Annotated in this window: 20 protein-coding genes and 1 tRNA gene; 5 read left to right on the forward strand and 16 right to left on the reverse strand. The window is 62.8% G+C overall.

Annotated elements, in window-relative coordinates:
* The first annotated feature begins 95 nt into the window (after nt 1-95).
* Together mrdA and rodA are read left to right on the forward strand one after the other, a co-directional pair.
* On the forward strand, nt 96-2,513 hold the full coding sequence (gene mrdA / locus J2W46_RS17855; RefSeq protein WP_310355327.1) for a penicillin-binding protein 2: 2,418 nt from the start codon (nt 96-98) through the stop codon (nt 2,511-2,513).
* Between the two features lie 10 nt (nt 2,514-2,523).
* Nucleotides 2,524-3,672 (forward strand): rod shape-determining protein RodA, encoded by a 1,149-nt coding sequence (rodA, locus tag J2W46_RS17860; RefSeq protein ID WP_020067263.1) that lies wholly within the window; start codon nt 2,524-2,526, stop codon nt 3,670-3,672.
* Between the two features lie 142 nt (nt 3,673-3,814).
* On the opposite strand, the gene J2W46_RS17865 is transcribed toward rodA, so the two are convergent.
* The 14 genes from J2W46_RS17865 to def form a co-directional block, all read right to left on the reverse strand.
* Nucleotides 3,815-4,516: a tetratricopeptide repeat protein gene (locus J2W46_RS17865; protein WP_020067264.1), complete on the reverse strand. Its 702-nt coding sequence runs from the start codon at nt 4,514-4,516 to the stop codon at nt 3,815-3,817.
* Nucleotides 4,513-5,295 (reverse strand): HpcH/HpaI aldolase family protein, encoded by a 783-nt coding sequence (locus J2W46_RS17870; RefSeq protein ID WP_088176089.1) that lies wholly within the window; start codon nt 5,293-5,295, stop codon nt 4,513-4,515. The genes J2W46_RS17865 and J2W46_RS17870 overlap by 4 nt, the downstream gene beginning before the upstream one ends.
* A gap of 203 nt (nt 5,296-5,498) precedes the next feature.
* Nucleotides 5,499-5,942: a 6-carboxytetrahydropterin synthase QueD gene (gene queD / locus J2W46_RS17875; protein ID WP_027776811.1), complete on the reverse strand. Its 444-nt coding sequence runs from the start codon at nt 5,940-5,942 to the stop codon at nt 5,499-5,501.
* Between the two features lie 9 nt (nt 5,943-5,951).
* Entirely contained in the window at nt 5,952-6,584 is a 633-nt protein-coding gene (gene queE / locus J2W46_RS17880; protein WP_310355328.1) for a 7-carboxy-7-deazaguanine synthase, read from the reverse strand.
* A 71-nt stretch (nt 6,585-6,655) separates the two neighbouring features.
* Complete coding sequence (gene queC, locus J2W46_RS17885; RefSeq protein WP_027776813.1) at nt 6,656-7,387, reverse strand: 7-cyano-7-deazaguanine synthase QueC; 732 nt, start codon at nt 7,385-7,387, stop codon at nt 6,656-6,658.
* Nucleotides 7,388-7,767: 380 nt separating this feature from the next.
* A tRNA-Phe gene (locus J2W46_RS17890) sits at nt 7,768-7,843 on the reverse strand.
* 95 nt (nt 7,844-7,938) lie between these two features.
* The gene (esaR, locus tag J2W46_RS17895) at nt 7,939-8,631 is read right to left on the reverse strand and encodes a response regulator transcription factor EsaR (protein WP_027776814.1); all 693 of its coding nucleotides are present in this window, start codon (nt 8,629-8,631) and stop codon (nt 7,939-7,941) included.
* Nucleotides 8,632-11,046: a sensor histidine kinase gene (locus J2W46_RS17900; protein WP_204522629.1), complete on the reverse strand. Its 2,415-nt coding sequence runs from the start codon at nt 11,044-11,046 to the stop codon at nt 8,632-8,634.
* Nucleotides 11,036-11,635 carry a DUF4390 domain-containing protein gene (locus J2W46_RS17905; protein ID WP_020067272.1) on the reverse strand — a complete coding sequence of 200 codons (600 nt, stop codon included), beginning with the start codon at nt 11,633-11,635 and terminating at the stop codon, nt 11,036-11,038. The genes J2W46_RS17900 and J2W46_RS17905 overlap by 11 nt, the downstream gene beginning before the upstream one ends.
* Entirely contained in the window at nt 11,632-13,071 is a 1,440-nt protein-coding gene (gene rsmB, locus J2W46_RS17910) for a 16S rRNA (cytosine(967)-C(5))-methyltransferase RsmB (protein WP_310355329.1), read from the reverse strand. The genes J2W46_RS17905 and rsmB overlap by 4 nt, the downstream gene beginning before the upstream one ends.
* Nucleotides 13,072-13,239: 168 nt before the next feature.
* Nucleotides 13,240-14,097, reverse strand: a complete 858-nt coding sequence (gene htpX / locus J2W46_RS17915) for a zinc metalloprotease HtpX (RefSeq protein ID WP_020067274.1) — start codon at nt 14,095-14,097, stop codon at nt 13,240-13,242.
* Between the two features lie 104 nt (nt 14,098-14,201).
* Nucleotides 14,202-14,843: a LysE family translocator gene (locus J2W46_RS17920; RefSeq protein ID WP_310355330.1), complete on the reverse strand. Its 642-nt coding sequence runs from the start codon at nt 14,841-14,843 to the stop codon at nt 14,202-14,204.
* Nucleotides 14,844-14,956: 113 nt separating this feature from the next.
* The gene (gene fmt / locus J2W46_RS17925; RefSeq protein WP_310355331.1) at nt 14,957-15,943 is read right to left on the reverse strand and encodes a methionyl-tRNA formyltransferase; all 987 of its coding nucleotides are present in this window, start codon (nt 15,941-15,943) and stop codon (nt 14,957-14,959) included.
* 37 nt (nt 15,944-15,980) lie between these two features.
* Entirely contained in the window at nt 15,981-16,484 is a 504-nt protein-coding gene (gene def / locus J2W46_RS17930; protein ID WP_310355332.1) for a peptide deformylase, read from the reverse strand.
* A 244-nt stretch (nt 16,485-16,728) separates the two neighbouring features.
* Between def and dprA the strand changes: the two genes are divergently transcribed.
* The 3 genes from dprA (at nt 16,729) to J2W46_RS17945 (ending at nt 21,355) form a co-directional block, all read left to right on the forward strand.
* Nucleotides 16,729-17,991 (forward strand): DNA-processing protein DprA, encoded by a 1,263-nt coding sequence (gene dprA, locus J2W46_RS17935; RefSeq protein WP_310355333.1) that lies wholly within the window; start codon nt 16,729-16,731, stop codon nt 17,989-17,991.
* Nucleotides 17,992-18,058: 67 nt separating this feature from the next.
* Nucleotides 18,059-18,436 carry a thioredoxin family protein gene (locus tag J2W46_RS17940; protein WP_288826897.1) on the forward strand — a complete coding sequence of 126 codons (378 nt, stop codon included), beginning with the start codon at nt 18,059-18,061 and terminating at the stop codon, nt 18,434-18,436.
* Nucleotides 18,437-18,685: 249 nt separating this feature from the next.
* Nucleotides 18,686-21,355: a DNA topoisomerase III gene (locus tag J2W46_RS17945; protein ID WP_310355334.1), complete on the forward strand. Its 2,670-nt coding sequence runs from the start codon at nt 18,686-18,688 to the stop codon at nt 21,353-21,355.
* Nucleotides 21,356-21,510: 155 nt separating this feature from the next.
* Here J2W46_RS17945 and J2W46_RS17950 read toward each other — a convergent pair whose 3' ends face one another.
* Nucleotides 21,511-22,614, reverse strand: coding sequence for a LysR family transcriptional regulator (locus tag J2W46_RS17950; RefSeq protein WP_310355335.1), 1,104 nt, complete (start codon nt 22,612-22,614; stop codon nt 21,511-21,513).
* 342 nt (nt 22,615-22,956) lie between these two features.
* Nucleotides 22,957-24,825, reverse strand: coding sequence for a phosphoenolpyruvate carboxykinase (GTP) (locus tag J2W46_RS17955; RefSeq protein WP_204522624.1), 1,869 nt, complete (start codon nt 24,823-24,825; stop codon nt 22,957-22,959).
* Nucleotides 24,826-24,850: the final 25 nt, after the last annotated feature.

Raw genomic sequence — 24,850 nt, forward strand, 5'->3', positions numbered from 1 at the left:
GCCCGTTCGACGCCCATCGCTGTTCATGCCTTCCGGTTCAGGCCGGATCAGGCGCACACTCATGATGGCCGTCGCCCGGCCTTTTGCAGAATCGCATGACCGAATTCAAGGACACTCAGCAACAGCTCTCGAAGTTCCGCCTGCGGGTCGCGGCGGCGGGCCTGTTCGTGTTCGTCTGCTTTGGGCTGATCGGCTTTCGCTTTCTGTTCCTGCAGGTGTGGCACTACAGCAAATACTCGCTGCAGGCCGACGAAAACCGCATTTCAGTCGCGCCGATCGTGCCGAACCGCGGCATCATCACTGACCGTAACGGCGTAGTGCTGGCCAAGAACTATTCCGCTTACACGCTCGAAATCACGCCGTCCAAGCTGGGCGCGCCGCTCGAAACAGTGATCGACGATCTGGCCTCGGTCGTGTCGATCGACGCACGTGACCGGCGCCGCTTCAAGAAGCTGCAGGAAGACTCGAAGAACTTCGAAAGCCTGCCCATCCGCACCCGTCTGACTGACGACGAAGTCGCGCGCTTTACCGCGCAGCGCTTCCGTTTTCCGGGCGTGGAAGTGCGCGCCCGCCTGTTCCGCCAATATCCGCTCGGGCCGACGGCGGCGCACGTGATCGGCTACATTGGCCGCATCTCTCAGCGCGACCAGGATCGTATCGACGACGCCAGCGATCAGAACGACAGCGATCCGGAACACTACGATCCGCGTCTGGACGCAAACAACTACAAGGGCACTGACTACATCGGCAAGATCGGTGTCGAGCAAAGTTACGAGACCGAGTTGCACGGCCAGACAGGTTTCGAGGAAGTCGAAGTCACCGCCGGCGGCCGGCCCGTGCGGACGATGTCGCGCACGCAGGCAACGCCGGGCAACAACCTCGTGCTGTCGCTCGACATCGGTTTGCAGCAGGTTGCGGAGCAGGCCTTCGCGGGCCGCCGCGGCGCGCTCGTCGCTATCGAGCCGGCCACCGGCGACGTGCTCGCGTTCGTCTCCGCGCCGAGCTTCGATCCGAATTCGTTCGTCGACGGCATCGACCAGCAGACCTGGGACGAACTCAACAACTCGCCTGACCATCCGCTGCTGAACCGGCCGCTGCACGGTACTTATCCGCCTGGCTCGACATATAAGCCGTTCATGGCCCTCGCCGCCCTATCGCTGCACAAGCGCACGCCGGGTTGGGGTTTTCAGGACCCCGGCTCCTACACTTTCGGCGGTCACACGTTCCGCAACGACGTGCGTTCGGGTCAGGGTTGGGTCGACATGAACCGCGCGATCGTCGTGTCGAACGACACTTACTTCTACATGCTCGCTCACGATCTGGGCGTGAACGCCATTGCCGGTTTCATGAAACCGTGGGGTTTCGGCCAGATCACGGGTATCGACATTTCGGGCGAGGCGCGCGGCATCCTGCCTTCGACGGAATGGAAGCGCAAGGCCTACCGCAAGCCCGAGCAGCAACGCTGGTACGAAGGCGAAACGATCAGCCTCGGCATCGGCCAGGGCTACAACTCGTTCACGATTCTGCAACTCGCGCACGCCACGGCCACGCTCGCCAACAACGGCGTCGTGATGAAGCCGCACCTCGTGCGCGACATCGAAAATCCGATCACCAAAGGCACGCGCCCCGTCGTGCGCGATCCGAGCGACAAAATCGCGGTGAAGCAGTCCGACATCGACATCATCAAGCGCGCGATGGAAGGCGTCATAACAAACGGCACGGCGTCCAAGCTGTTCATCGGCGCGCCGTATGTCGCCGCGGGCAAGACCGGCACGGCGCAGGTGTACTCGCTGCAAGGCGCGAACTACAAAGGCCATGCGATCGCGGAGCACTTGCGCGATCACGCGCTTTTCATCGCTTTCGCACCGGCGGAGCAACCGAAGATCGCGCTCGCCCTGATCGTGGAAAACGGCGGCTGGGGCGCCGAGGCGGCCGGCCCGATCGCGCGCAAGGTGCTGGACTACTACCTCGTCGGCAAGAATAAGCCGGGCGCGGAGGCAGCGGCAGTTGCAGCGGCAGCGTCGGCGACCGAGGACGCGTCCGCGCCGGAAGTCGGCGGTGCGCCGGCGCCGCAGGAAGCCGGGCAGCCGGTCAGGATCGCCGCGGGCTTCACCGCGCTGCCGATGCCCGGAGCGGCGTCAGCCGCGGCTGCTGCGTCGGCTGCGGCCGCAGCCGCTGCGGCGAACGGGGCATCGGGCGCAGGTGCTGCGTCTGAAGCGGCTGCGGCGTCTGCCGTCACGCCCACATCAAAGTTGTCCGCGTCGACGGCGACGACCGCGACCACGCCAAAGCTACAGGCCTCGGCCACTGCGGGCACTGCGGGCACACCCGCGTCGGCGGCAAAGGGTTCCGCACCCCGCAAAACTGGCGCCCCGCGTCAACCGCGACCGGCGAGCGAGCCGGCACCGGTCGCCGCGCGCTCGGGAACCAGCACGCTACGCGATCCATCGCGCGATAACGGCACTCAAGCCACCTCGCCACGCCAGCCGGTTACCGGCGGCATCGACGAGTAAGGAGAAAGGCATGCAATTCGACAAGCGCGCCTGGATCGACCGCATCAAGCGGATGTTCGCAGGCTTCGACCGCCCGCTCGCACTGGTAGTGTTTCTGCTGCTGTGCGTGGGCATCGTCACCTTGTACAGCGCGAGTCTCGATGTACCGGGCCGCGTGGAAGACCAGTTGCGCAACATCATGCTGACGTTCGTGCTGATGTGGGCGCTCGCCAACGTTCCACCCACCACGCTGATGCGCTTCGCGGTCCCGCTTTATACATTCGGGATCGCGCTACTGGTTGCCGTGGCGCTCTTCGGCCTCACGCGCAAAGGCGCGAAGCGCTGGATCAATGTCGGCGTGGTGATTCAGCCGTCGGAGATCATGAAGATCGCGACTCCGTTGATGCTCGCCTGGTACTATCAGCGGCGTGAAGGCGTGATGCGCTGGTACGACTTTCTGGTCGGATTGGTGATTCTTGCCGTGCCCGTGGGGTTGATCGCTAAACAGCCCGACCTGGGCACCGCCGTGCTCGTCTTCGCAGCCGGCTTCTTCGTCATTTACTTTGCGGGTCTGAGCTTCAAACTGATCGTTCCGGTGTTGATTGCCGGCGTAATCGCGGTCGGCTCGATTGCGGCGTTTCAGGACAAGATCTGCCAGCCGGAAGTGCAGTGGCCGCTCATGCACGACTATCAGAAGCACCGCATCTGTACGCTGCTCGATCCGACTTCCGATCCGCTCGGCAAGGGCTTCCACACCATTCAGGCGGTGATCGCGATCGGCTCCGGCGGCCCGCTCGGCAAGGGCTGGCTGAAGGGCACGCAGGCGCATCTGGAGTTCATCCCCGAGAAACACACCGACTTCATCTTCGCCGTGTTCTCCGAGGAATTCGGGCTCGCGGGCGGCGTCGTGCTGCTCACGCTTTACATGTTGTTGATCGCGCGCGGGTTGTATATCGCCGCCAACGGCGCGACGCTATTCGGACGCCTGCTTGCAGGATCTCTGACAATGGCGTTCTTCACGTACGCGTTCGTCAATATCGGTATGGTAAGCGGCATCTTGCCGGTGGTCGGCGTGCCGCTGCCATTCATGAGTTACGGCGGCACCGCGCTGACGACGCTTGGCGTCGCCATCGGCCTGATCATGAGCGTCGCGCGACAGAAACGGTTGATGCAAAGCTAGCCGGTGGGCTGAGCTGATAGAGAGAAGCGGCTTCGTTTAGCTGCGAGACAAACTGCAAGACCGACTGCAACGCGGACTGCCAGCACGCCGCATCGCAAGTTGCAAAACAGAAAGGGCGCATCGCCAGATGCGCCCTTTCTCGTTATTGCGGTTTCACTTCCTTGTGGTCCCGCAGCTGCGCGCTCAGTTGCTGATACTTCAAGCGCGCCGCCGGATCGCCTTGCGCAGCTGCAGCCGCGTAGTAAGCCCGCGCCACGTTCAAGTTCTTGTCGACGCCGTCGCCGCCGCGTTCGTAGAAAGAGCCTGTCACATACTGCGCGGTCATATCGCCGCCCTCGGCAGCCTTCTTGTACCAGACGAACGCCTGCTGGTTGTCCCGATCGGTGCCCCGGCCATCCAGGAACTGATTGGCGAGCGCAAGCTCGGCCTGCACGTGCCCTTGCTGCGCGGCTTTCAGAAACCAGCGGTGCGCCTCGACCGGATCGCGGCCGACGAACTCGCCATCGTCATACATCTTGCCGTACACATATTGCGCGTGCGACATGTTCGCGTCGGCGGCCTTGCGCAGCCACTTCTTGCCTTCGTCGACGTTGACCGCGGTGCCTTCTCCGTTGAGCAGCATCATTGCGTAATTGAACTGCGCAAGCCGGCTGCCGCGCTCGGCGGCCTTGCGGAATTCTGCAAGCGCCGCACCGAAATTGCCGGCGTTGTAGTCGGCGACCGCGGTTTGCGTTTCCGGATCGTTCGGCTTCGCGAGACGATCCTGCGCATGCGCTGCGACGCCCGTGGTCAACGCCGCCGTAATCAACATGCGCGCGACAACGCCTTGCACCATCCACTTCATGACCTCACCTCCTGCAGCGCCTGGCGGGTTGCGCGCAACATCCACATGACGTCGGCGGCCAGAGCGATAAACCGAAAACCTGCATCGCGATGCTGCCTTGCGCTCGCGACGTCCATCGAAAAAATGCCGGCGGCAATGCCCGCCTTGTCCGCGGCGCTGACGATGCGCGCCATGGCCGCTTGCACATCGGCGTGCTTCGAATCGCCGAGATGACCGAGGCTCGCGGCGAGATCGGCGGGTCCGACAAACAGGCAATCGACGCCCGGCGTCGCTGCAATCTTGTCGACCTCGTCGAGGGCGCGCGCCGATTCGATCTGCACGATGGTCGCAATTTGCGCGTTGGCCGTTTGCACGTAATCGCGCCGCATGCCGTAGGCGGCGGCCCGCACGACGCCAGCAACGCCGCGCAGACCATCGAGCGCCTCGGCGCTCGGATATTGCGTCAGGCGCACGGCATGGGCAGCTTCTTCGGCGGACTCGATATTGGGGAACATCAGCGTGCGTGCGCCAGCGTCCATCACGCGCTTGACGAGCCAGCCCTCGTTCGCCGGTACGCGCACCACCGGTTCGCTCGGCAGATGCGCGGCGGCAATCGCACGCAATTGCGAAGTCACGTCGCCGCTGTCGTTGGGCGCGTGCTCCATGTCGATCAGCAGCCAGTCGAAGCCGGCGTGAGCGAGTGCCTCAGCGGCGGAATCGCTGCCGAGCGACAGCCATAGCCCGAACAGCGGATCGGCTTCTTTAAGACGTTGCTTGAGGGGATTGGTGAAGGTGCTCATCGCCACACTCCGTGACGATGACCAGCTTGATTGCCTGACACGAGGGGAAGCGCGCTCGTCAGGCGAGCCAGGCTCGAACGCGGACGGCTCGTTTGGCTGCTGCAACGCATTGCGGTGACCGGCATGTCTCGCTCCGTGTGGTTATCGGAGCGATCATACCGTGACAATAACGCGGCGGTTGGCCCGCGTAACGCGTGTGAGGATTAGTCGCGAACCACGTCGGCCCAACAATTCGGCGTCTCGTACAGACGCAGCTTGTGGAGGCGCAGATTCACGCCATAGTGCGCGTCATAAACGTTCGCAAGAATGTCGAACGCTACCGCCGCGAGGTTTTCCACGGTCGGGATGCGGTCGAGCACCACGGTCTTGTGGCCCGCCATTGTCTCGAGGAAGCCGCGCACTTGCGTATCGCCTTCGTAGACGAGGAACGCGTGATCCCACTTGTCGACGAGATGCTCGACGGCGAGCGACTTGACGTCGGCGAAGTCCATCACCATGCCGCGGTCGGGCGCGCCCTCCGTGTCGACCAGATCGCCTTGCAGCGTGATTTCGATCACATAGCGATGGCCGTGCAGATTACGGCACTGGCTGCGGTGATCGGGAATGCGGTGACCCGCGTCGAATTCGAGTTTTCGTGTAATCGTCAGCACGGCAAATCAGGGAATATTCAGATACTTGTGGGTCTGCATCGACAGGCGCCATTGCGGATGGCGTTTGCACCAGTCGATCGCGAGCTTGGTGTTGATGTCGCGCGACGGGCCGTCCATTGGCTGGACGAGGAAATACTCGAAGTCGAGCTTCGCGTAGTCGGACAGGCGCTGGTTGTCCTGCGGGATCACGACCTTCAGTTCGTTGCCTTTCGTGACGACGAGCGGCGCGTCCGCCTTCGGGCTCACGCAGATCCAGTCGATCGTCTCGAGCACCGGCAACGAGCCGTTGGTTTCGATCGCCATTTCAAATCCGGCCGCATGCAGCGCGTCTACCAGCGGCTGGTCGATCTGCAACATCGGCTCGCCGCCTGTGCACACGACAAAGCGTTGACCCTCGCCTTCGGGCCATTGCGACGCGATCATCTGCACGAGGTCTTCGGCCGTGCGGTACTTGCCGCCGTTCTCACCGTCCGTGCCTACGAAGTCCGTGTCGCAGAACCGGCAGACGGCGTCGGCGCGGTCTTCCTCGCGGCCCGACCACAGATTGCAGCCGGCGAAGCGGCAAAACACAGCCGGACGCCCGGCATTCGCGCCCTCGCCTTGCAACGTATAGAAGATTTCCTTGACCGCGTACGTCATGCTGCCTTCTGCCTAGATTTGTACTTGTGTACCTAAAAACGACTGCTGGAGCCCCGCTGTGGCGAGGCTTTTCACACCGGCTCGGTTACCTTTTCACCGGCGAGATAGGCTTCGTAACCACGCTTACGCAAGCGGCAGGCCGGGCATTCGCCGCAGCCGAAGCCCCATGCGTGCAATTCCGCGCGCTCGCCGACATAACAGGTATGCGTCTCTATGCGCACCAGTTCCACCAGTTCGTCGCCACCTAGCTCATGCGCGAGGCGCCACGTATCCGCCTTGTCGAGCCACATCAGCGGAGTTTCGAGCAGGAGCCGCGTGTCCATACCGAGATTCAGCGCGACCTGCAAAGCCTTCATGGTGTCGTCCCGGCAATCGGGATAGCCCGAAAAATCCGTCTCGCACATTCCGCCAACCAACACCTGCAAACCACGCCGATAAGCGATGGCCGCCGCGATCGTCATGAACATCAGATTGCGGCCCGGCACGAACGTATTCGGCAAACCGTTGGCCGTGGCCTCGATTTCGATCTCGCGCGTCATGGCCGTGTCGCTGATTGCGCCGAGCACAGATAGATCGATCATGTGATCGTCGCCGAGGCGCTCGCTCCACGCCGGGAACGTACGCACTACTGCATTGCGGAAGCCTTCGCGGCATTCAAGTTCGACGCGGTGCCGCTGACCATAGTCGAAGCCGAGCGTCTCAACCGTTTCATAACGTTCAAGTGCCCATGCGAGGCACGTGGCGGAATCCTGGCCGCCGGAAAACAGCACCAGAGCGCTACGTTTAGCGTCTTTGCGGATCACCGTGAAACTCCGTGAATGATGAGTGCCGCGTCGCGCTGCGCGAGGTGCGCCATGCAAGCAACGCGGCGCGACGCGAGCCGGCACTGCTGCCGGCCCAAAGCAGTATAGGCCGCGCCTTCGGCCTGCAAAGTCGCTGGGCGCTTATACCGTTGATCGTCGGGCGAGGGGTTCGGTGCGGATCGCGGCTCGGCCGCGGGCCCTTGAACGAATTCGGCGGGCGACGCACTCGCATGCAAGTGCTTGAACTGGCGCGATTTTATCACGCGATGCCGAACCTCGCCCGGCGCGCCCCGACGTACTACCGGCGAGCACCGAAGCAACGAAAGCTCACCGCAAAAGGAAAAGCCCCAGGAATCTTGCGATTTCCTGGGGCTGAATCCTGGTGGCCTGGGACGGAATCGAACCATCGACACGCGGATTTTCAATCCGCTGCTCTACCAACTGAGCTACCGGGCCAACGAAGAACGAAATGATATCAAAGGGTCATTCGCTGGGCAAGCCCCTTCCCGAAAAAATCTGTGGAGGTGAAATCCGCGCGCGTAACGCGGGGCTCACTCGCCTTTGTTCTTCCCGAGATCGACGCCAAGCTGTTTGAGCTTGCGATACAAGTGCGTGCGCTCCAGGCCCGTCTTTTCCGCGACACGCGTCATGCTGCCGTTCTCGCGCGCGAGGTGATACTCGAAGTACGCGCGCTCGAATGCATCGCGCGCATCGCGCAGCGGGATGTCGAACGAGATGGATGCCGTCTGCGCCGCGAGCACGCCGCTGCCCAACCCATCGGCCGAGGAGAGCATTGGCAATGCCGCCGCCGAAGCCACCGCCGAAGAATTCATCGGCGACGTCAATTTGGCGGCGGTGCCGCCCGGCGCTACTGCCGCAGTGCCGCGAGCGAGGCCTTGCTCCACGGCCTTCAGCAACTTCTGTAACGCGATCGGCTTCTCGAGGAAATTCAGCGCGCCGATCTTCGTCGCTTCGACTGCGGTGTCGATCGTCGCGTGGCCTGACATCATGATTACCGGCATCGTGAGCTGCCCTTGCGCAGCCCATTCCTTGAGCAGCGTCACGCCGTCGGTATCGGGCATCCAGATGTCGAGCAGCACCAGGTCCGGCGCCTGACGCAAACGGAATTCGCGCGCCTGCTGCGCGTTTTCCGCTGCCTCCACGACATGCCCCTCGTCGCTCAGGATCTCCGAGAGCAATTCCCGGATGCCCATTTCATCATCTACCACCAGGATGGTTGCCATTTACGCTGCCTTTGTCTGCACTGTTGCTTTTGTCTTTCCCTGCGACGTACTGCCGTGCGCAGGACGCGGTCCCGCTTCGGGAGCCGCGGCGTCGTCTGCCAGTTGAAGGAAGAGAATCGAAATTTGCGCGCCTTCGATGACATCGCCCGCTTTCAGGCGGTTTCGAATGTCGATGCGCGCGCCATGTTCGTCGACGATCTTCTTGACCATCGCAAGACCCAGGCCCGTGCCTTTCGCCTTGGTCGTGACGTAAGGCTCGAATGCACGGGTGAGGATACGCGTTGGGAAGCCCGGTCCGTTATCCGACACTGTCAGACGTACCGCGACGCGTGCCTTGCCTTCCGCGTCGGGGTCTCCGTATTCTACTGTCCTCGTCTCGAGCACCACACGTGGGTGCTCGATCTCTGCCACCGCGTCCTGCGCATTCTGCAGCAGGTTGTGAATCACCTGGCGCAATTGCGTTGCGTCGCCACGAATCGCGGGCAGCGCGGAGAGTTCGACATGAATCGCGCCCTTGCCTTCCTCGATGCCATACAGCGTCAGCACTTCGGTCACGAGATCGTTTAATTGCAGATGCGCCAGCACGGCGGGAGGCGTGCGTGCGTAGTCCCGGAAATTGTCGACCATCTGCTTCATCGCCGCGACCTGGTTCACGATTGTGGTCGCGCCGCGCTTGAGCACATCTGCGTCCGACGGCGACAGCTTGTCGGCGAGCTTCATCTGCAGACGTTCGGCCGAGAGTTGGATCGGCGTAAGCGGATTCTTGATCTCATGCGCGAGCCGCCGCGCGACCTCGCCCCATGCAATGGAACGCTGCGCGGAAATGACGTCTGAGATGTCGTCGAATACCACGACATAGCCCGACGTCTGCATGTCCTGAGCGTCGCGATCGGTCGCCGACACGAGTCGCGCACCGCGCACGAGTAATGTGAGGGGCTCGCTTTCGCCGGCCACCTGAACCGAGAACTGCTGCTGCCAGTGGCCGCCGTCGTCGTGACCGTCGCCGCTTGCCGCTTCGCGATCGGCAAACGCCTTGCGCACCATGCCGCCGAATTCGCTGAGCACGCCGATCTGTTCGAGCGCCGAGCCCAGCACCTCCTGGAACTGCTGACGGAAGATGCGCTCGGCGCCACGATTCGCGGTGGTGAGCCGGAACTGGCGGTCGAACACGAACACGCCCGCAGTGAGGTTCGCGAGAATACTTTCCAGATACGCCTTCGAATGCTCGAGTGCGATGCGATTATTCTCGACGGCCGCGCGTGCCTCGGACAACTGCCGCGTCATTGCGTTGAACGACTGGGTGAGAAAGCCGAGCTCGTCGCGCGATTTGATTTCGCGCTTCGGCGTGTAGTCACCCTCGGTGATTTCCTTCGTGCCCTGCGCGAGCAGGAACAGCGGCCGCGCGAGCTGATTGCCGAGCGCGAGCGCGAGCATCATCGCGATGAACGTGGCGAGAAAGAGCGCGAGCGTCAGCGTGCCGATATACATCTTGCGCAAGCCGGTTCGTCCGAGCGCTTTTTCCTGATACTCGCGATACGCGCGTTGCACAGCATCGGCGTTGCGTGCGAGCGATTGCGACACTGGCTGTGTGAGTTGCAGGAAGCGTTCAGTGGGCTGCAACAGCGACGCATTCGAGTCGGGAATACGCTGCACGACGCGCAGTCGCAGCGCGCCCTTGCTGCCGTGAGCGCGAGGATCGCCGTCGACTTCGCCTTCTATTGCCGCGTAGCCGCGTCCGCGCGCCTGGTCGAGCATTAGCGGCGTAGGCAAATCGTTCGGTACGAGCGACGCGTAATTGCTGGATGCCTGCGCGACCACATGCATGTCGGGCGTTGCGCCGGACATGCTGCGCGTGGGCTCGACGATTGTCGCGTCCTGCACGCCGAACTGGTCGCGCAGACGCAGCAGCGTGAGCGTCGTACCCGCGGCGTCGGCGCTCGCGAGCTGCTCGGACATCAGACGGCCCTTGGTTTGCAGATCGGACAGCGACGCGTCGAGCATGCCGCGCCCGAGGTTCAGACCGGACGTGAGCGCGGTTTCGACATTCACGTCGAACCACGACTCGATACTGCGCGACACGAACTGATACGAGACCACATAAATGATGCCACCCGGCACCACGCCGACCAGCGCCATGAAGAACGCGAGTTTTGCGAGAAGCCGCGTGCCGAACTTACCCTTTCGTAATCGCGCAATGATGATGATGACGAGCGTCGCCACCACCAGCAGAAAGATCATCGCGACCACGAGATTCGCGGCGTAAAGCCACTGGTAATAGCGGTCGAAGAATTCGGTGTTCGCGCTTGCCGCCGCGAGCAGCACGAGCAGCAACACAGCCGTCACGGCGACGGTGGAAACCAGCACGCGCACGACGATGCTGCTGACACTGGTGGCGGAGCGCACTTTATTTAGCACGTTCGGTCACCGTAAAAGTAAAGCGCTTCCATTCGGAAGCGAGATTCCAGTCGCGGTTGTTGACCGCGTCGATCTGGAACGGCTTGGGCATCAAGGCGATGTCGAGTTGCATACGCACGGACGCGTTGTACGTCTCGCCGGCATGCACTTCGTTGCGGTCGATCACGTGCCACGACGTCACGTGCTTGATGACCGCGAGCGCATCCTTTAGCGTGGTGAAGCCGAGTTGCAAACCGCCCGACGACACGCTGGACACGCGATATTCGCGCGTGAGCGGCTGAAACGACAGGCGAAGGCTTTGCGACACGTTCACCGGCTGCTCGTCGAACCAGTACCAGCGCGGCCGGCTCAACTCGAAGTCGGTTGTGAAATACAACGGGATGCCCTTATTCACGGCGTCTTCGAGATTGCTGTTCAACTCGAAGTCGAAACGCGCGTCCAGGCTCCAACCGGTGTTGTCGGCCTGCAGCGAAGCGCGCTGCACGGCAATCGAGTCGGCGTACGCCGCGCCGGGCGCGACAAGCCAGACGGCCAGCGCGACCCAAAGCACGGCAGCGAGCCGAAGCGGGAAGAAGCGTTTGATGGTCACCGTTTCTGAAAGCGCGCGTAGAAAAATCCGTCGTGGTCTGAGTTCGCGCCGGCGCTGATGTCAGCGAATTCTCCGGCATGGGAACCGGCCGATGTGTCGGCGGGCGCGCGGGCGACCGTAGGTAAAAGTTGCCCCGGCGCGTCCAATCGTACCGCATCCTGGTGCTTGTTTCCAAACCACTGCGCCTGCAACTCGCCTTCTTCGGGAAAGATCGAGCACGTAACGTAGAGCAATTCACCGCCTGGCTTCACGAGCGGCCACAGCGCGTCGAGAATGCGCCGCTGTTCGTCGACGAGCGCGGGAATATCGGAGGCGCGGCGCAACCAGCGAATATCCGGATGACGCCGGACGATGCCCGACGCCGAGCACGGCACGTCGGCGAGAATGCGGTCGAACGGCTGATCGATGTCGTCGTGCCATTTCGACGGCGTGCCCGCGTCGCCAATACGCACTTCCGCCTGGAGCTTCAGGCGCTGCAAATTTTCGCCGATGCGCCGGGCGCGCGTCGCATCGCTTTCGAGCGCGACCAGTTGCAGGTTCGCCAGTTCCAGCAGATGCCCGGTCTTGCCGCCGGGCGCCGCGCAGGCGTCGAGCACGCGCATGCCGTCACGCACGCCGAGCAACTGCGCGGCGAGTTGAGCGCCTGCGTCCTGCACCGAGACCACGCCTTCGCTAAAGCCGGGAATGCGGTCGACGGGCATGGGCGTGACGAGCTTCACCGCGTATTCGCCGGCTTTGCTCGCGGCAATATGATGCTGCTCGAGAACCTGCAGATACGCATCAACCGTCGAATGACGGGCGTTCACACGCAGCGTCAACGGACCTTGCGTGTTGCCGGCTGCGAGCACGTCCTGCCACGCGTCCGGCCATGCGCGTCTTACCGCATCGATCCACCATGACGGATAGTTCCAGCGCGCGACTTCATCTGTTTGCGCCGCTTCGAGCAGCGCCTCGCGTTCGCGCAGGAAGTTGCGCAGCACGGCGTTGACAAGCCCCTTCGCGAACGAGAATTCGCGACGCGCCGAGATCGCGCTCACTGCCTGGTCGACCACCGTGAACGGCGTGTAGGCTGCGCTGGCTTCGTCGTCGATCAGAAGCGCGATCGCGCAGGCAAGCACATGACCGACGTGCGGCGGCGGCGCCTTTTTGACGAGCTTTGCGATCAACCATTCGGCAGTCCCGAGACGGCGCATCGTGCGATAGGCGATGTCCTGCACCGCGCCGCGCGCGGCGGCCGCACTACCCTCGGGCGCAGACACGAAGACAGATTGCAGCGCGGCCGGCAAAGCCGCCCCGAGGCGGACAGCGCCAATCGCTTGCGCTGCGCAGTCGAGCGCAAAGCCGAGCGATTCCGGCGCAAGGTGCAGCACGGACAAACGGGATTCGCGCGGACGCGCCGACGAAGAAGCAGAACGCGAAGAAGGCTTTAGATTCATGGGAAGGCAAAGGCAGGCCGTGCGGTACGCGCGACACAATGAACACACATTGTAGCGTGGCGCGGCTAACGGCCCCCGCACGCGCGGCGGCCGCGGAAGCGCGCGCTGTCACCAAATTAAAAAGGCGAGTCAGAAGACTCGCCTTTGGTCATGCACTGCGCATCGCCGTTATTCGAAGCGCCCGGTTCGGGCCATTTCCATCAAGCGCGCGATGCGCTCTTCTGTGGCCGGGTGCGTTGAAAACAGATTCGCGATGCCGCCGCCGGCCAGCGGATTCATGATCATCATCTGCGCAGTGGCCGGATGCTGCTCGGCTGCCGGAAACGGAATGCCGCTCGCATAACGATGAATCTTGTCGAGCGCCGAAGCCAGCGCTTGCGGATCGCCGGAAATCTGCGCGCCGCCACGATCCGCTTCGAATTCGCGCGCACGCGAGATCGCCATCTGGATCAGCGCACCGGCAATTGGCGCGAGCAGTGCGACCGCAATGCTGGCGATCGGGTTCGTGGGACGCCCGTTTTCGTCGCGGCCGCCGAAGAACATAGCAAAGTTCGCGAGCGCGGAAATCGCGCCGGCCATAGTGGCCGAAATTGTCGAAATCAGAATGTCGCGGTGCTTCACGTGCGACAGTTCGTGTGCCATCACACCGCGCATTTCGCGCTCGGACAGCACGCGCAGAATGCCGGTGGTCGCGGCAACCGCTGCATGCTCCGGATTGCGGCCGGTGGCGAACGCGTTAGGCGCGTCTTCGTTGATCAGATACACGCGCGGCATCGGCAAGCCTGCGCGCGTGGAAAGCTCGCGCACCATGCGGTAGAACTGCGGCGCGCTGGTTTCGTCGACTTCCTGCGCGTTGTACATGCGCAGCACCATCTTGTCCGAAAACCAGTACGAAAAGAAATTCATGCCGAGAGCGATGACGAGCGCGATCGTCATGCCGCGCGTGCCGCCTATCATTCCGCCGATCACGATGAAAAGGGCCGTGATCGCGGCCATCAACATCGCGGTTTTGACCCAATTGAACATGTCTGCAACTCCTTGCCCTAACGCGGGGTTCATTTCCATGCCGCATCGTCGCGGCGCCTGATTGTAAGCTAACTGTTAGATATAGGCGCGCGCGGAAAATTCAATCATCTCGATGCGGTGGCGAGCTTGATTCCCAGGCCGACAAAGGCGCTGCCGACGCCGCGGTCCAGCCACTTCTTCACCGACGGCTTGCCGGAGAAACGCCGCGTCACGATGCCGGCGATCCAGGCGACGAAGCTGTTCCACAGCATGCTCATCACGACGAAGACGGCGCCGAGCGTGAGAAATGCGAGCGCCTTGTGATCCGTGCCGGCAGTAACGAACTGCGGAAAGAAAGAGACAAAGAAAAGCACGACCTTTGGGTTCAGTACGTTTGTCCAGAAGCCTTGCAGGAACAGCTGGCGCAGCGACTTTGGAGCACCCGCCCCGCGCGCTTCGCCGCGGGCCTCGTCTTCGGCAGGTTTCGCGAAGATAAGGCGCACGCCGAGATAAATCAGATAAATCGCACCGACAAACTTGATGACGGTGAACGCCGTGGCCGACGCGGCGAGCAGCGCAGTCAAGCCGAACGCGCAAGCTAGCGAATGGACGCAGCACCCCGCCGAAATGCCCAGCGCCGACATAAGCCCCGCGCCGCGGCCCTGCGCGACGCTACGCCCGACGATATAAGCCGTGTCAGGCCCGGGCGTCACGTTCAGCAGGAAGACCGCGACGACGAAGAATTCGAAATGGGTGATGCCGAACATGAGGATCCTCGGAACATGAGCGTTTGCATAGAGGATTTTAACGCGCGGCGACTGTCGGGCGGGGCCGTTGAGCATCGGCCAAACGGACGATGTTCAGGCGCCGCCGACTGGTGCTACTTTGCTTCGGGAAGCTGAAAACGATGCCCCGCAGCCAGCGCGAAGCCGGCCAGGAATTCGCGTACCGGCAGACGTTTGCCGCCGGGCTTCTGCAGTTGCGTGAGACGCAGCGCGCCGTCGCCACAGGTCACGACGACCCCGTCGGGCGAAACGCTGGTGATCGTGCCGGGCGCATCCCCGGCTTGCGTGGGTTCGGCCGCCGCCGCCCAGATCTTGATCGACGTGCCGTCTTCGAGCGTCGCCACGCTGCCCGGAAAGGGATCGAACGCGCGCACTTGGCGCGCGAGCACCGAAGCCGGGCGGCGCCAGTCGAGCGCGGCCTCGTGCTTGCCGATCTTTTCGGCGTACGTCACGCCCTCGGCGGGTTGCGGCGTCGAGGTCAGCTTGCCATTGCGCTCCAGTTCGACGAGCGCCGCGACTATCAGCTTCGCGCCGTGTTCGGCGAGGCGGTCGTGCAACGTAGCGGTTGTCTCGTTCGCGGAAATCGGCGTGCGCACCTCGGAGATCATGGCGCCGGTGTCGAGACCGGCATCCATTTGCATCAGCGTGATGCCGGTTTCAGCGTCGCCCGCTTCGATCGCGCGATGGATCGGCGCGGCGCCGCGCCAGCGCGGCAACAGCGACGCGTGAATGTTGATGCAGCCAAGCGGCGCGATATCGAGCACTTCCTGCGGCAGGATCAGGCCGTAGGCTGCAACCGCCATCACGTCGTGCGGCGTGGCGCGCAGGAGGTTGATGGCGGCTTCGGCCTCGGCTGGGTATTTCCCTTCCCGGCGCAGCGAAGGCGGTTGCGCGACGGCCAGCCCATGTTCTTCGGCGTAGCGCTTGACCGGGCTCGCCTGCAGTTTCATGCCGCGCCCGGCCGGGCGGTCGGGCTGCGTCAGCACGAGCGGTACCGGAAAACCGGCGTCGTGAATTGCGGCCAGCGCGGCCGACGCAAATTCCGGCGTACCGGCAAAAACAACGCGCAACGAATGGCTCATGAGCAGGGGCAGAAGCAGGAAGCGGAATGAACGCGCATTACATTGCGTGGGCGAGCTTTTTCATCTTGCTCTTGATGCGCGTCTGCTTCAGCGGCGACAAATACTCGACGAACACGCGGCCCATCAGGTGATCCATTTCGTGCTGGATGCACACGGCGAGCAAACCCTCGCAGTCCATTTCGAAGGTTTCGCCCTTTTCGTTCAGGGCGCGCACGCGCACTTTCTCGGCGCGCTCGACGTTGTCGTAAATGCCCGGCACCGACAGACAACCTTCTTCCGACAGCTTTTTCTCGTTGCTGGACCAGACGATTTCCGGATTGATGAAGGCGAGCAGTTGATCGTGCGCATCCGACACGTCGATCACGATCACGCGCTCGTGCACGTCCACCTGGGTGGCCGCAAGGCCAACGCCGGGCGCGGCATACATGGTCTCGGCCATGTCCGCGACAAGACGGCGGATGCTGTCGTTGACCTGTTCGACCGGCTTCGCGACCTTGTGCAGGCGCTTGTCCGGGTAATTGAGAATGTTCAGTAAAGCCATGATTTCGAATGTGATTTTTCGGCGCCGCCAGCCGTGTGAGGGCTCACGTTGGCCATTCGGCCAGGTTGTCGGCCCGTCGCAATACGCACACGATAGATGGTGTCGAACCGGTTCGATTCAACGCGCCAGATGCGCCAAACGACGAGCCCGCGCGGGTGGGCGCGGCGCCGCAGTTATTTCGGATGATGAAAATTTTAGCATGGCGCCCGTCTGCCCGCTGGCCCTGCACGAGGATCGCCCCGCAATGCACACCTTGCCTGCAACCCATATCGAACTCGCCGCGTGGCTGCGGCTTTCTCTCGCCGCGGGGCTCAAACCCGCGGCGCTGCGCCTGCTGCTGAGCGCCTTCGGGCTGCCGGAAGCAATTCTCCAGCAGGACCATGAAACGCTCGCCGCGATCGCCGGCGAGGCTGCGGCACGCGCCGCCCTGGCTCCCACCGGCCCTGAATTCGACGCTCAGCTCGACGCGGTAATCGCATGGCGGGAGCTGCCGGGCAACCATCTGGTTACGCTTGACGACCCGGCCTATCCGCCGGCGCTCCTCACCATGCCCGATCCACCTCCGTTGCTATATATAAAGGGCCGGCTGGACCTGTTGCATACACGAGCCGTCGCGCTGGTCGGCAGCCGCAGCGCCACGCCGCAAGGCATGGAAGACGCCGAACGGTTCGCGCGGACGTTCGCGGCGGCGGGCGTCACCGTCGTGTCGGGGCTGGCGCAAGGCATTGACGGTGCAGCTCATCGGGGCGCGCTCGAGGGCGTCGGCAGCACCGTCGCCGTGATCGGCACGGGCGCCGATCTCGTCTATCCGGCTGCGCACCACGCTCTCGCCCGGCAAATCGCGATGCAAGGCGCCATTCTGTCGGAATGGCCGCTCGGCACGCCCGCGCGCGCCGCCAACTTTCCGCAGCGCAACCGGCTGATCGCAGGACTCGTCAGCGGTGTGCTGATCGTGGAGGCGGCCATGCGTTCGGGCTCGCTCATCACGGCGCGCCTCGCGAACGAAATGGGCCGCGATATCTTCGCGCTGCCGGGCTCGATCCACGCGCCGCTGTCGCGCGGATGCCATCGCATGATCAAGCAGGGGGCGAAGCTCGTGGAGACGCCAGACGAGGTTCTGGAGGAATTGGGCTTCGCGATAACCACGCCCGTTCGGGCAAGCGCCCGGCGGGAAAGGGCGGCGACACAGGCAGCCTGCTCCGCTGCACCCGACAGTGCGGCAACCGCTCGTGCGCAGGGTGAAGAGTCGACGCTGACGGTGGCACCGGCGCGGGCATCGGACATGACCGCCTGTCGGGACCCGGACGCCCAGCGACTGCTCGCCGCCCTCGGCTACGCCCCAACGCCCCTTGAAATACTGGCCACGCGCACCGAAATGGATTACGCCCTACTACAAACGACGTTGCTGCAGCTGGAACTGGCCGGCGAGGTCAGCGCGCTGCCCGGCGGGCGTTACACCCGCGCAAGCCAAGGCCGGACCGCCGCGAACTGCTTTGACCCAGCTTGACCACTCTCCGGGATCGGCCATGCTACATTCGCGCCAAAGCATCCGACAAAGCACCTGAGGAACCACCATGCCCGCGCTGAATCTCGACACCGACCAAGACCGGATCGCCGAGCGCGTCAACGAGCCCGACACGCTGTTCGTTGCCTGCCTGTGTGCGCAATGGTGCGGGACCTGTCGCGAGTATCAGGAGGCGTTCGACAAGCTGGCCGAGCGGCATCCGGAAATCTGTTTCGCATGGATCGACATCGAAACGCATGCCGATCGCTTCGACGATCTGGATGTCGAGAATTTTCCCACCATCCTGATCGAAGACTCAGTAACGACACGATTCTTCGGCACCGTTTTGCCGCAGGCAGCGATCGTGGAGCGGATGTTGTTGGATTTGACCGCCTTGCCAGGCGTGAGCGGCGCGCCGAAATTGCGGCCCGCGCTGACCGTCGCCTGAGAGCGATCGGCCGCCTGTAGGCGCCGTTACGGCGTAGGCATTGCGGCCCGCGCGGAGCATGTTTGACGCTGCCTGGCCAGTTGCCAGGCGCGCAATTTTGATGGCGCGCTTTTATGGCAGTTGACACGCCGCGTTCGCGCCGTGTGCTATAAAGCGGTCGTTAATGGGTCGCAAGGTCGCAAACGAGGGTCGCGCCAGAAGGGCGCGCTCAAGGCCACCAACCCGGATATACCAACCTCACATCGAGTCATGTCCAAAGCACTGATCATCGCCGAAAAGCCTTCCGTCGCGAACGACATCGCGCGCGCTTTGGGCGGTTTTACCAAGCATGACGAATACTACGAGAGCGACGAGTACGTGCTCTCTTCGGCAGTGGGTCACCTGCTGGAAATCGCCGCGCCCGACGAGTACGAAGTCAAACGCGGCAAGTGGAGCTTCGCCAACCTGCCCGTCATTCCGCCGCATTTCGATCTGAATCCGATCGCCAAGAGCGAGTCGCGCCTGAAGGTGCTGACCAAGCTGCTCAAGCGCAAGGATATCGACCGCCTCATCAACGCATGCGACGCGGGGCGCGAGGGTGAACTGATTTTCCGCCTCATCGCGCAACATGCGAAAGCGAAACAGCCGGTTCAGCGTCTGTGGCTGCAATCCATGACGCCGGCCGCCATCCGCGACGGCTTCGCACGTCTGCGCAGCGACGAAGAAATGCAGCCGCTCGCCGACGCCGCACGCTGCCGCTCGGAAGCCGACTGGCTCGTCGGCATCAACGGCACTCGTGCGATGACCGCGTTCAACAGCAAGGGCGGCGGCTTCTTCCTGACCACGGTCGGTCGAGTACAAACGCCAACGTTGTCTATCGTCGTCGAACGCGAAGAGAAAATTCGCCGCTTCGTGCCGCGAGACTATCGGGAAGTGAAAGCGGAGTTCGTCTGCGCGGCCGGTTTCTACGAGGGCCGCTGGTTCGACCCGAAGTTCAAGCGCGACGAGTTTGATCCGGAAAAGCGCGACTCGCGTCTGTGGGCGCTGCCCGCAGCCGAGACGATCGTCGCCGCATGTCGCGGCCAGATCGGTACGGTGAGCGAGGAATCGAAGCCGTCCACGCAGTTGTCGCCGGCGCTCTTCGACCTCACCAGCTTGCAGCGCGAAGCGAACGGCCGCTTCGGCTTCTCGGCCAAGAACACGCTGGGCCTCGCGCAGGCGCTGTACGAAAAGCACAAGGTGCTGACCTATCCGCGGACCGACGCGCGCGCGCTGCCCGAAGACTATATGGATACGGTCAAGCAGACGCTCGGCATGCTCAAGGAGAGCAACAACTATCTCCCGTTTGCCAAGCAGGTGCTCGATAAGGGCTGGGTGAAGCCGAACAAGCGCATCTTCGATAACTCGAAGATCAGCGACCACTTCGCAATCATCCCCACGCTGCAGGCGCCGAAGAATCTGTCAGAGCCGGAACAGAAGCTCTACGATCTGGTGGTGAAGCGCTTCCTGTCGGTGTTCTTCCCGGCAGCGGAATTCAAAGTAACCACCCGCATTACCGAAGTGGTCGGGCATCACTTCAAAACCGAAGGCAAAGTGCTCGTCGAGCCGGGCTGGTTGCAGGTGTACGGTCGCGAAATCAGCGGTGAAGATGCCAACCTCGTGCCGGTGCAGAAGGACGAGAAGGTCAAGACCGACAAGATCGCCGCCCAGCAACTCGTGACGAAACCGCCTGCGCGCTACAACGAAGCCACGTTGCTGTCCGCAATGGAAGGCGCGGGCAAGCTCGTGGAAGACGACGAGTTGCGCGAGGCGATGGCCGCAAAGGGGCTGGGTACGCCGGCCACGCGCGCCGCCATCATCGAAGGTCTGCTTGGTGAGAAGTATCTGATTCGCGAAGGTCGCGATCTGATTCCGACCGCGAAGGCATTCCAGTTGATGACGCTGCTGCGCGGGCTCGGTGTGAAGGAATTGACCGCGCCGGAGCTCACGGGCGAGTGGGAATACAAGCTGTCGCAAATGGAACGCGGCAACCTGCCGCGCGACGCGTTCATGCAGGAAATTGCCCGCATGACGCAGACCATCGTCAAGCGCGCGAAAGAATACGATTCAGACACGATCCCCGGCGATTACGCGACGTTGCAAACGCCGTGTCCGCACTGCGGCGGTCAGGTGAAGGAGAATTACCGTCGCTTCGCGTGCTCGAAGTGCGAATTCTCGATTTCGAAAATCCCCGGCGGCCGCCAGTTCGAGATCGAGGAAGTCGAGGAACTGCTGAAGAACAAGACGATCGGTCCGCTGTCGGGTTTCCGCAGCAAGATGGGCCGTCCGTTCTCGGCGATCCTCAAGCTTTCACTCGACGACGAGATCAAGAACTACAAGCTCGAGTTCGACTTCGGTCAGGACGCGGGCGGCGAAGACGGCGAACCGCCTGACTTCTCCGACCAGGAATCGGTGGGCGCATGTCCTAAGTGCAAGGGCCGTGTGTTCGAGCACGGCATGAGCTACGTCTGCGAGAACTCGGTCGCGAGCCCGAAAACGTGCGACTTCCGCTCGGGCAAGGTGATCCTGCAGCAGGAGATCGCCCGCGAGCAGATGGCGAAGCTGCTCGAAGAAGGCCGCACCGACCTGCTGACCAATTTCAAGTCGTCGCGCACCGGCCGTAACTTCAAGGCGTTCCTCGTCAAGCAGAACGACGGCAAAATCGGCTTCGAATTCGAGAAGAAAGAGCCCTCAGCCAAGACGGCGGCGAAGACCGCCGCGGCGAAGTCAGCCGCAAAGGCTGGAGCAGAGCTCGAGTCGGACGAAGGCGACGCCACGGTCGCGGTGAAGGCAGCGCCGGCGGCGAAAAAGGCCGCGGCGAAGAAAGCGCCGGCAACCAAAACCGCTGCGGCAAAGAAGGCGCCAGCCAAAAAGACGGCGGCTCGTAAGACGGGCTCCTGATCGAGCGACAAGGCGGGCGTGCACGGCCCCTGCGCCGCTGCCTGCCCGATCTCAAGTTGACGATAAAAAAGCGCGATCACCAAAGGTGACCGCGCTTTTTTTTCGCCCTGCCCAACGCGCTTGTACTGCGCGGCCTGGACTCTCGAACGACGCCTTTACAGCGGAGTCAACGCCGAGAGCCGCGTGCGGTTCGACGTCTTCGCCAACGTCTTGGGCACCGGTGACAATTCGCTGTCCAGCAGACGCGACAGCGGCTCGGCGCCGTCAAAAGCTTCGGGCGGCATGGCCGAATCCGCCGCTTCGAATGACGTCTGCGATGCCGGCCGCCCGACGCCGTCTTTGATCCACTGTTCGCCGAGCAGGCTGTTCGGCGTCTGGCTGAAATGCTCGACCAGGTGATCGATGAACGTGCGCACCTTCGCGGGCAAGTGACGGCGGCTCGGATAAGCGATGTTAATCTCGACTTGTGGCAAACGGTAGTCGCCGAGCAAGCGCACCAGCCTGCCGCGCGTCATGTCGCGGCCGATCAGATAACTCGGCAGAATCGCGATGCCCATGCCGAGCAGCGCAAACTGACGCAGCATCTCCGTATTGTTTGCCACGATCACGTTCGACGGACGCACGCGCACTTCGCCTTCCGGGCCCGTAAATACGCGCTCGTCGCCCCAATATTCTGACGGCAGGCTCAGGCACGGATGCTCCAGCAAATGCTCGGGACGCGTGGGCGTGCCGTGCTTTTCCAGATACGCTGGCGTTGCACACACGGTCATGCAGCCCGTGGTCAGACGCCGCGTGACAATGCTCGCGCTGCGCATTTGCCGGGCAATGACGACACCCACGTCGAAGCCTTCTTCCACCAGATCGACCTGACGGTCCACCAGCGTCACGTCGGGAATCACTTTCGGATACCGCTCCGCGTACGTCTGCAGCACCGGAGCCAGATTGTGCAAGCCGAACACGACCGGCGCGACGATCCTCAAGGTGCCGACGGGCTCGTGATTTCGCGCGACCACCATCTGCTCGACGTCTTCTAGTTCATCGAGAATCTGGCGCGCGCGCTCGAGATAAACCTGACCGGACTCGGTCAGGGACAAGCTGCGAGTTGTTCTGTTGAGCAGCCGCGTGCCTAGACGCCCCTCCAGGTCGGCAACGTGACGGGTGGCAACTGCGTTGGAAATATCCATCGCGCTCGCGGCGCGGGCAAAACTGCCGAGATCCGCCACCTTGACGAAAACTCGCATCGACTGCAAATGGTCCATATGACAACTCCTGCCGTGTTACGGCTTCCTGACAATTGGTGATAACCAGTGGAAGCGAACTAGGGATTCTCCTACGACTCGCGCAATCGTGCAGAAGTTGCCCGCAAAAGCGGAAATTTCGTCAATTTTCGTGCGACTGTGCGCCCTAATGTGGGGCGCGAGTGTCGATTGTTCCGCAAACGGAAACAAACGTGCTGCGGCGCAGCTTGGGACAGGCCGTTGTGCGAATAGACACGACTTGGCTGTGGTCCGGTTTGCGCGTCGCCGCTTCGCACGCAACACGGCCAAAATGCTAAAAAGCCGCCCGAGGCGGCTTCCAGTTGGTAGTGACCACTCACATGGCTAGGCGGCCAGTTTGCTTTCCAGCTGGGTTTTGGCTTGCGTCAGTGCGGGCGGCAAGCCTTGCTGCAACGTGTCGAAGAGTTCGGCATGGAGCGCGAGTTCAGCGCGCCAGGCTGCGTCGTCGACGGAGATGACCTGCTCGAACTGCTCGCGGCTGAAGTCCAAACCGCTCCAGTCGACGTCTTCGTACCGCGGCGACGTGCCAAACGCATGCTCCTCGCCCTGCGCGGTGCCCTCGATGCGGCCGACCATCCAGCCAAGCACGCGCATGTTTTCGCCGAAGCCCGGCCAGACGAACTTGCCGTCGGCACCCTTGCGGAACCAGTTGACGCAGAAGATTTTCGGCAGCTTCGCGTTGATCTGCTGCAAGCGCTCGCCTGTCTTCAGCCAATGCCCGAAATACTCGCTCATGTTGTAGCCGCAGAACGGCAGCATCGCGAATGGATCGCGCCGCACGACGCCCTGCTGCCCGGCGGCTGCGGCGGTGGTCTCAGAGCCCATGGTCGCCGCCATGTAGACGCCCTCGACCCAGTTGCGCGCCTCCGTGACGAGCGGCACTGTGGTCGACCGGCGGCCACCGAAGATGAACGCGTCGATCGGCACGCCAGCCGGGTTTTCCCAGTCCGCGTCGATAGACGGACATTGCGACGCCGGCGCCGTGAAGCGCGCATTGGGATGCGCCGCCTTGCGCCCGCTCTCCTTCGCGCTCGCCGGCGTCCAGTCTTTGCCTTGCCAGTCGATCAGGTGCGCGGGCGGTTCGTCGGTCATGCCTTCCCACCAGACGTCGCCGTCGTCGGTGAGCGCTACGTTGGTGAAAATCACGTTTTCCTTCAACGTAGCCATTGCGTTGAAGTTGGTCTTTTCACTCGTGCCGGGGGCCACGCCGAAGTAGCCTGCCTCCGGATTGATCGCGTACAGGCGGCCGTCCTTGCCCGGTTTGATCCACGCGATATCGTCGCCGATGGTGGAAATTTTCCAGCCGTTCAGCCCTTCCGGCGGAATCAGCATCGCGAAGTTGGTCTTGCCGCACGCCGACGGAAACGCCGCCGCCACGTGATGTTTGCGCCCCTCGGGTGAAGTCACGCCGAGAATCAGCATGTGCTCGGCAAGCCAGCCTTCGTCGCGGCCCATTGTCGATGCAATGCGCAGCGCAAAGCACTTCTTGCCCAGCAACGCGTTGCCGCCGTAGCCGGAGCCATAACTCCAGATTTCGCGTGTTTCGGGAAAATGGACGATGTACTTGGTCGGATTGCACGGCCAGGGCACGTCTTTCGCGCCTGCCTCGAGCGGCGCGCCCACCGAATGCACGCACGGCACGAACTCGCCGTCTTCGCCGAGCACGTCGTACACCTTGCGGCCCATGCGCGTCATGATGCGCATGTTGGTGACCACATACGGGCTGTCGCTCAATTCGACGCCGATATGCGCGATCGGCGAACCCAGCGGGCCCATGGAGAACGGAACCACGTACATGGTGCGGCCACGCATCGCGCCGTCGAACAGGCCGTCGAGCGTTTCGCGCATTTCTTGCGGCGCGACCCAGTTGTTAGTCGGTCCCGCGTCTTCCGGACGTTGCGCGCAAATGAACGTGCGATCTTCGACACGCGCGACGTCGGAGGGATCGGACCATGCGAGGTATGAGTTCGGACGTTTAGCGGGATTGAGCTTTCTGAGCGTGCCGGCTTCGACCATCTGTGCGCACAGCCGGTCATACTCTTCCTGCGATCCGTCGCACCAGACGATGTTGTCCGGCTTGGTCATAGCGGCAACGCGCTGAACCCAGTCGATCAGTTTTCGATGTTTGACCCACGCGGGCGCTTCTACTGACGCTTTGACTGTGGGTTGTCCTTCGAATGATGGATGATTCATCGACTTGTCTCCGTTTGTAGTGAAT

The sequence above is a fragment of the Paraburkholderia strydomiana genome (assembly GCF_031456815.1).
In the GTDB taxonomy this organism is placed as follows: Bacteria; Pseudomonadota; Gammaproteobacteria; order Burkholderiales; family Burkholderiaceae; genus Paraburkholderia; species Paraburkholderia caledonica.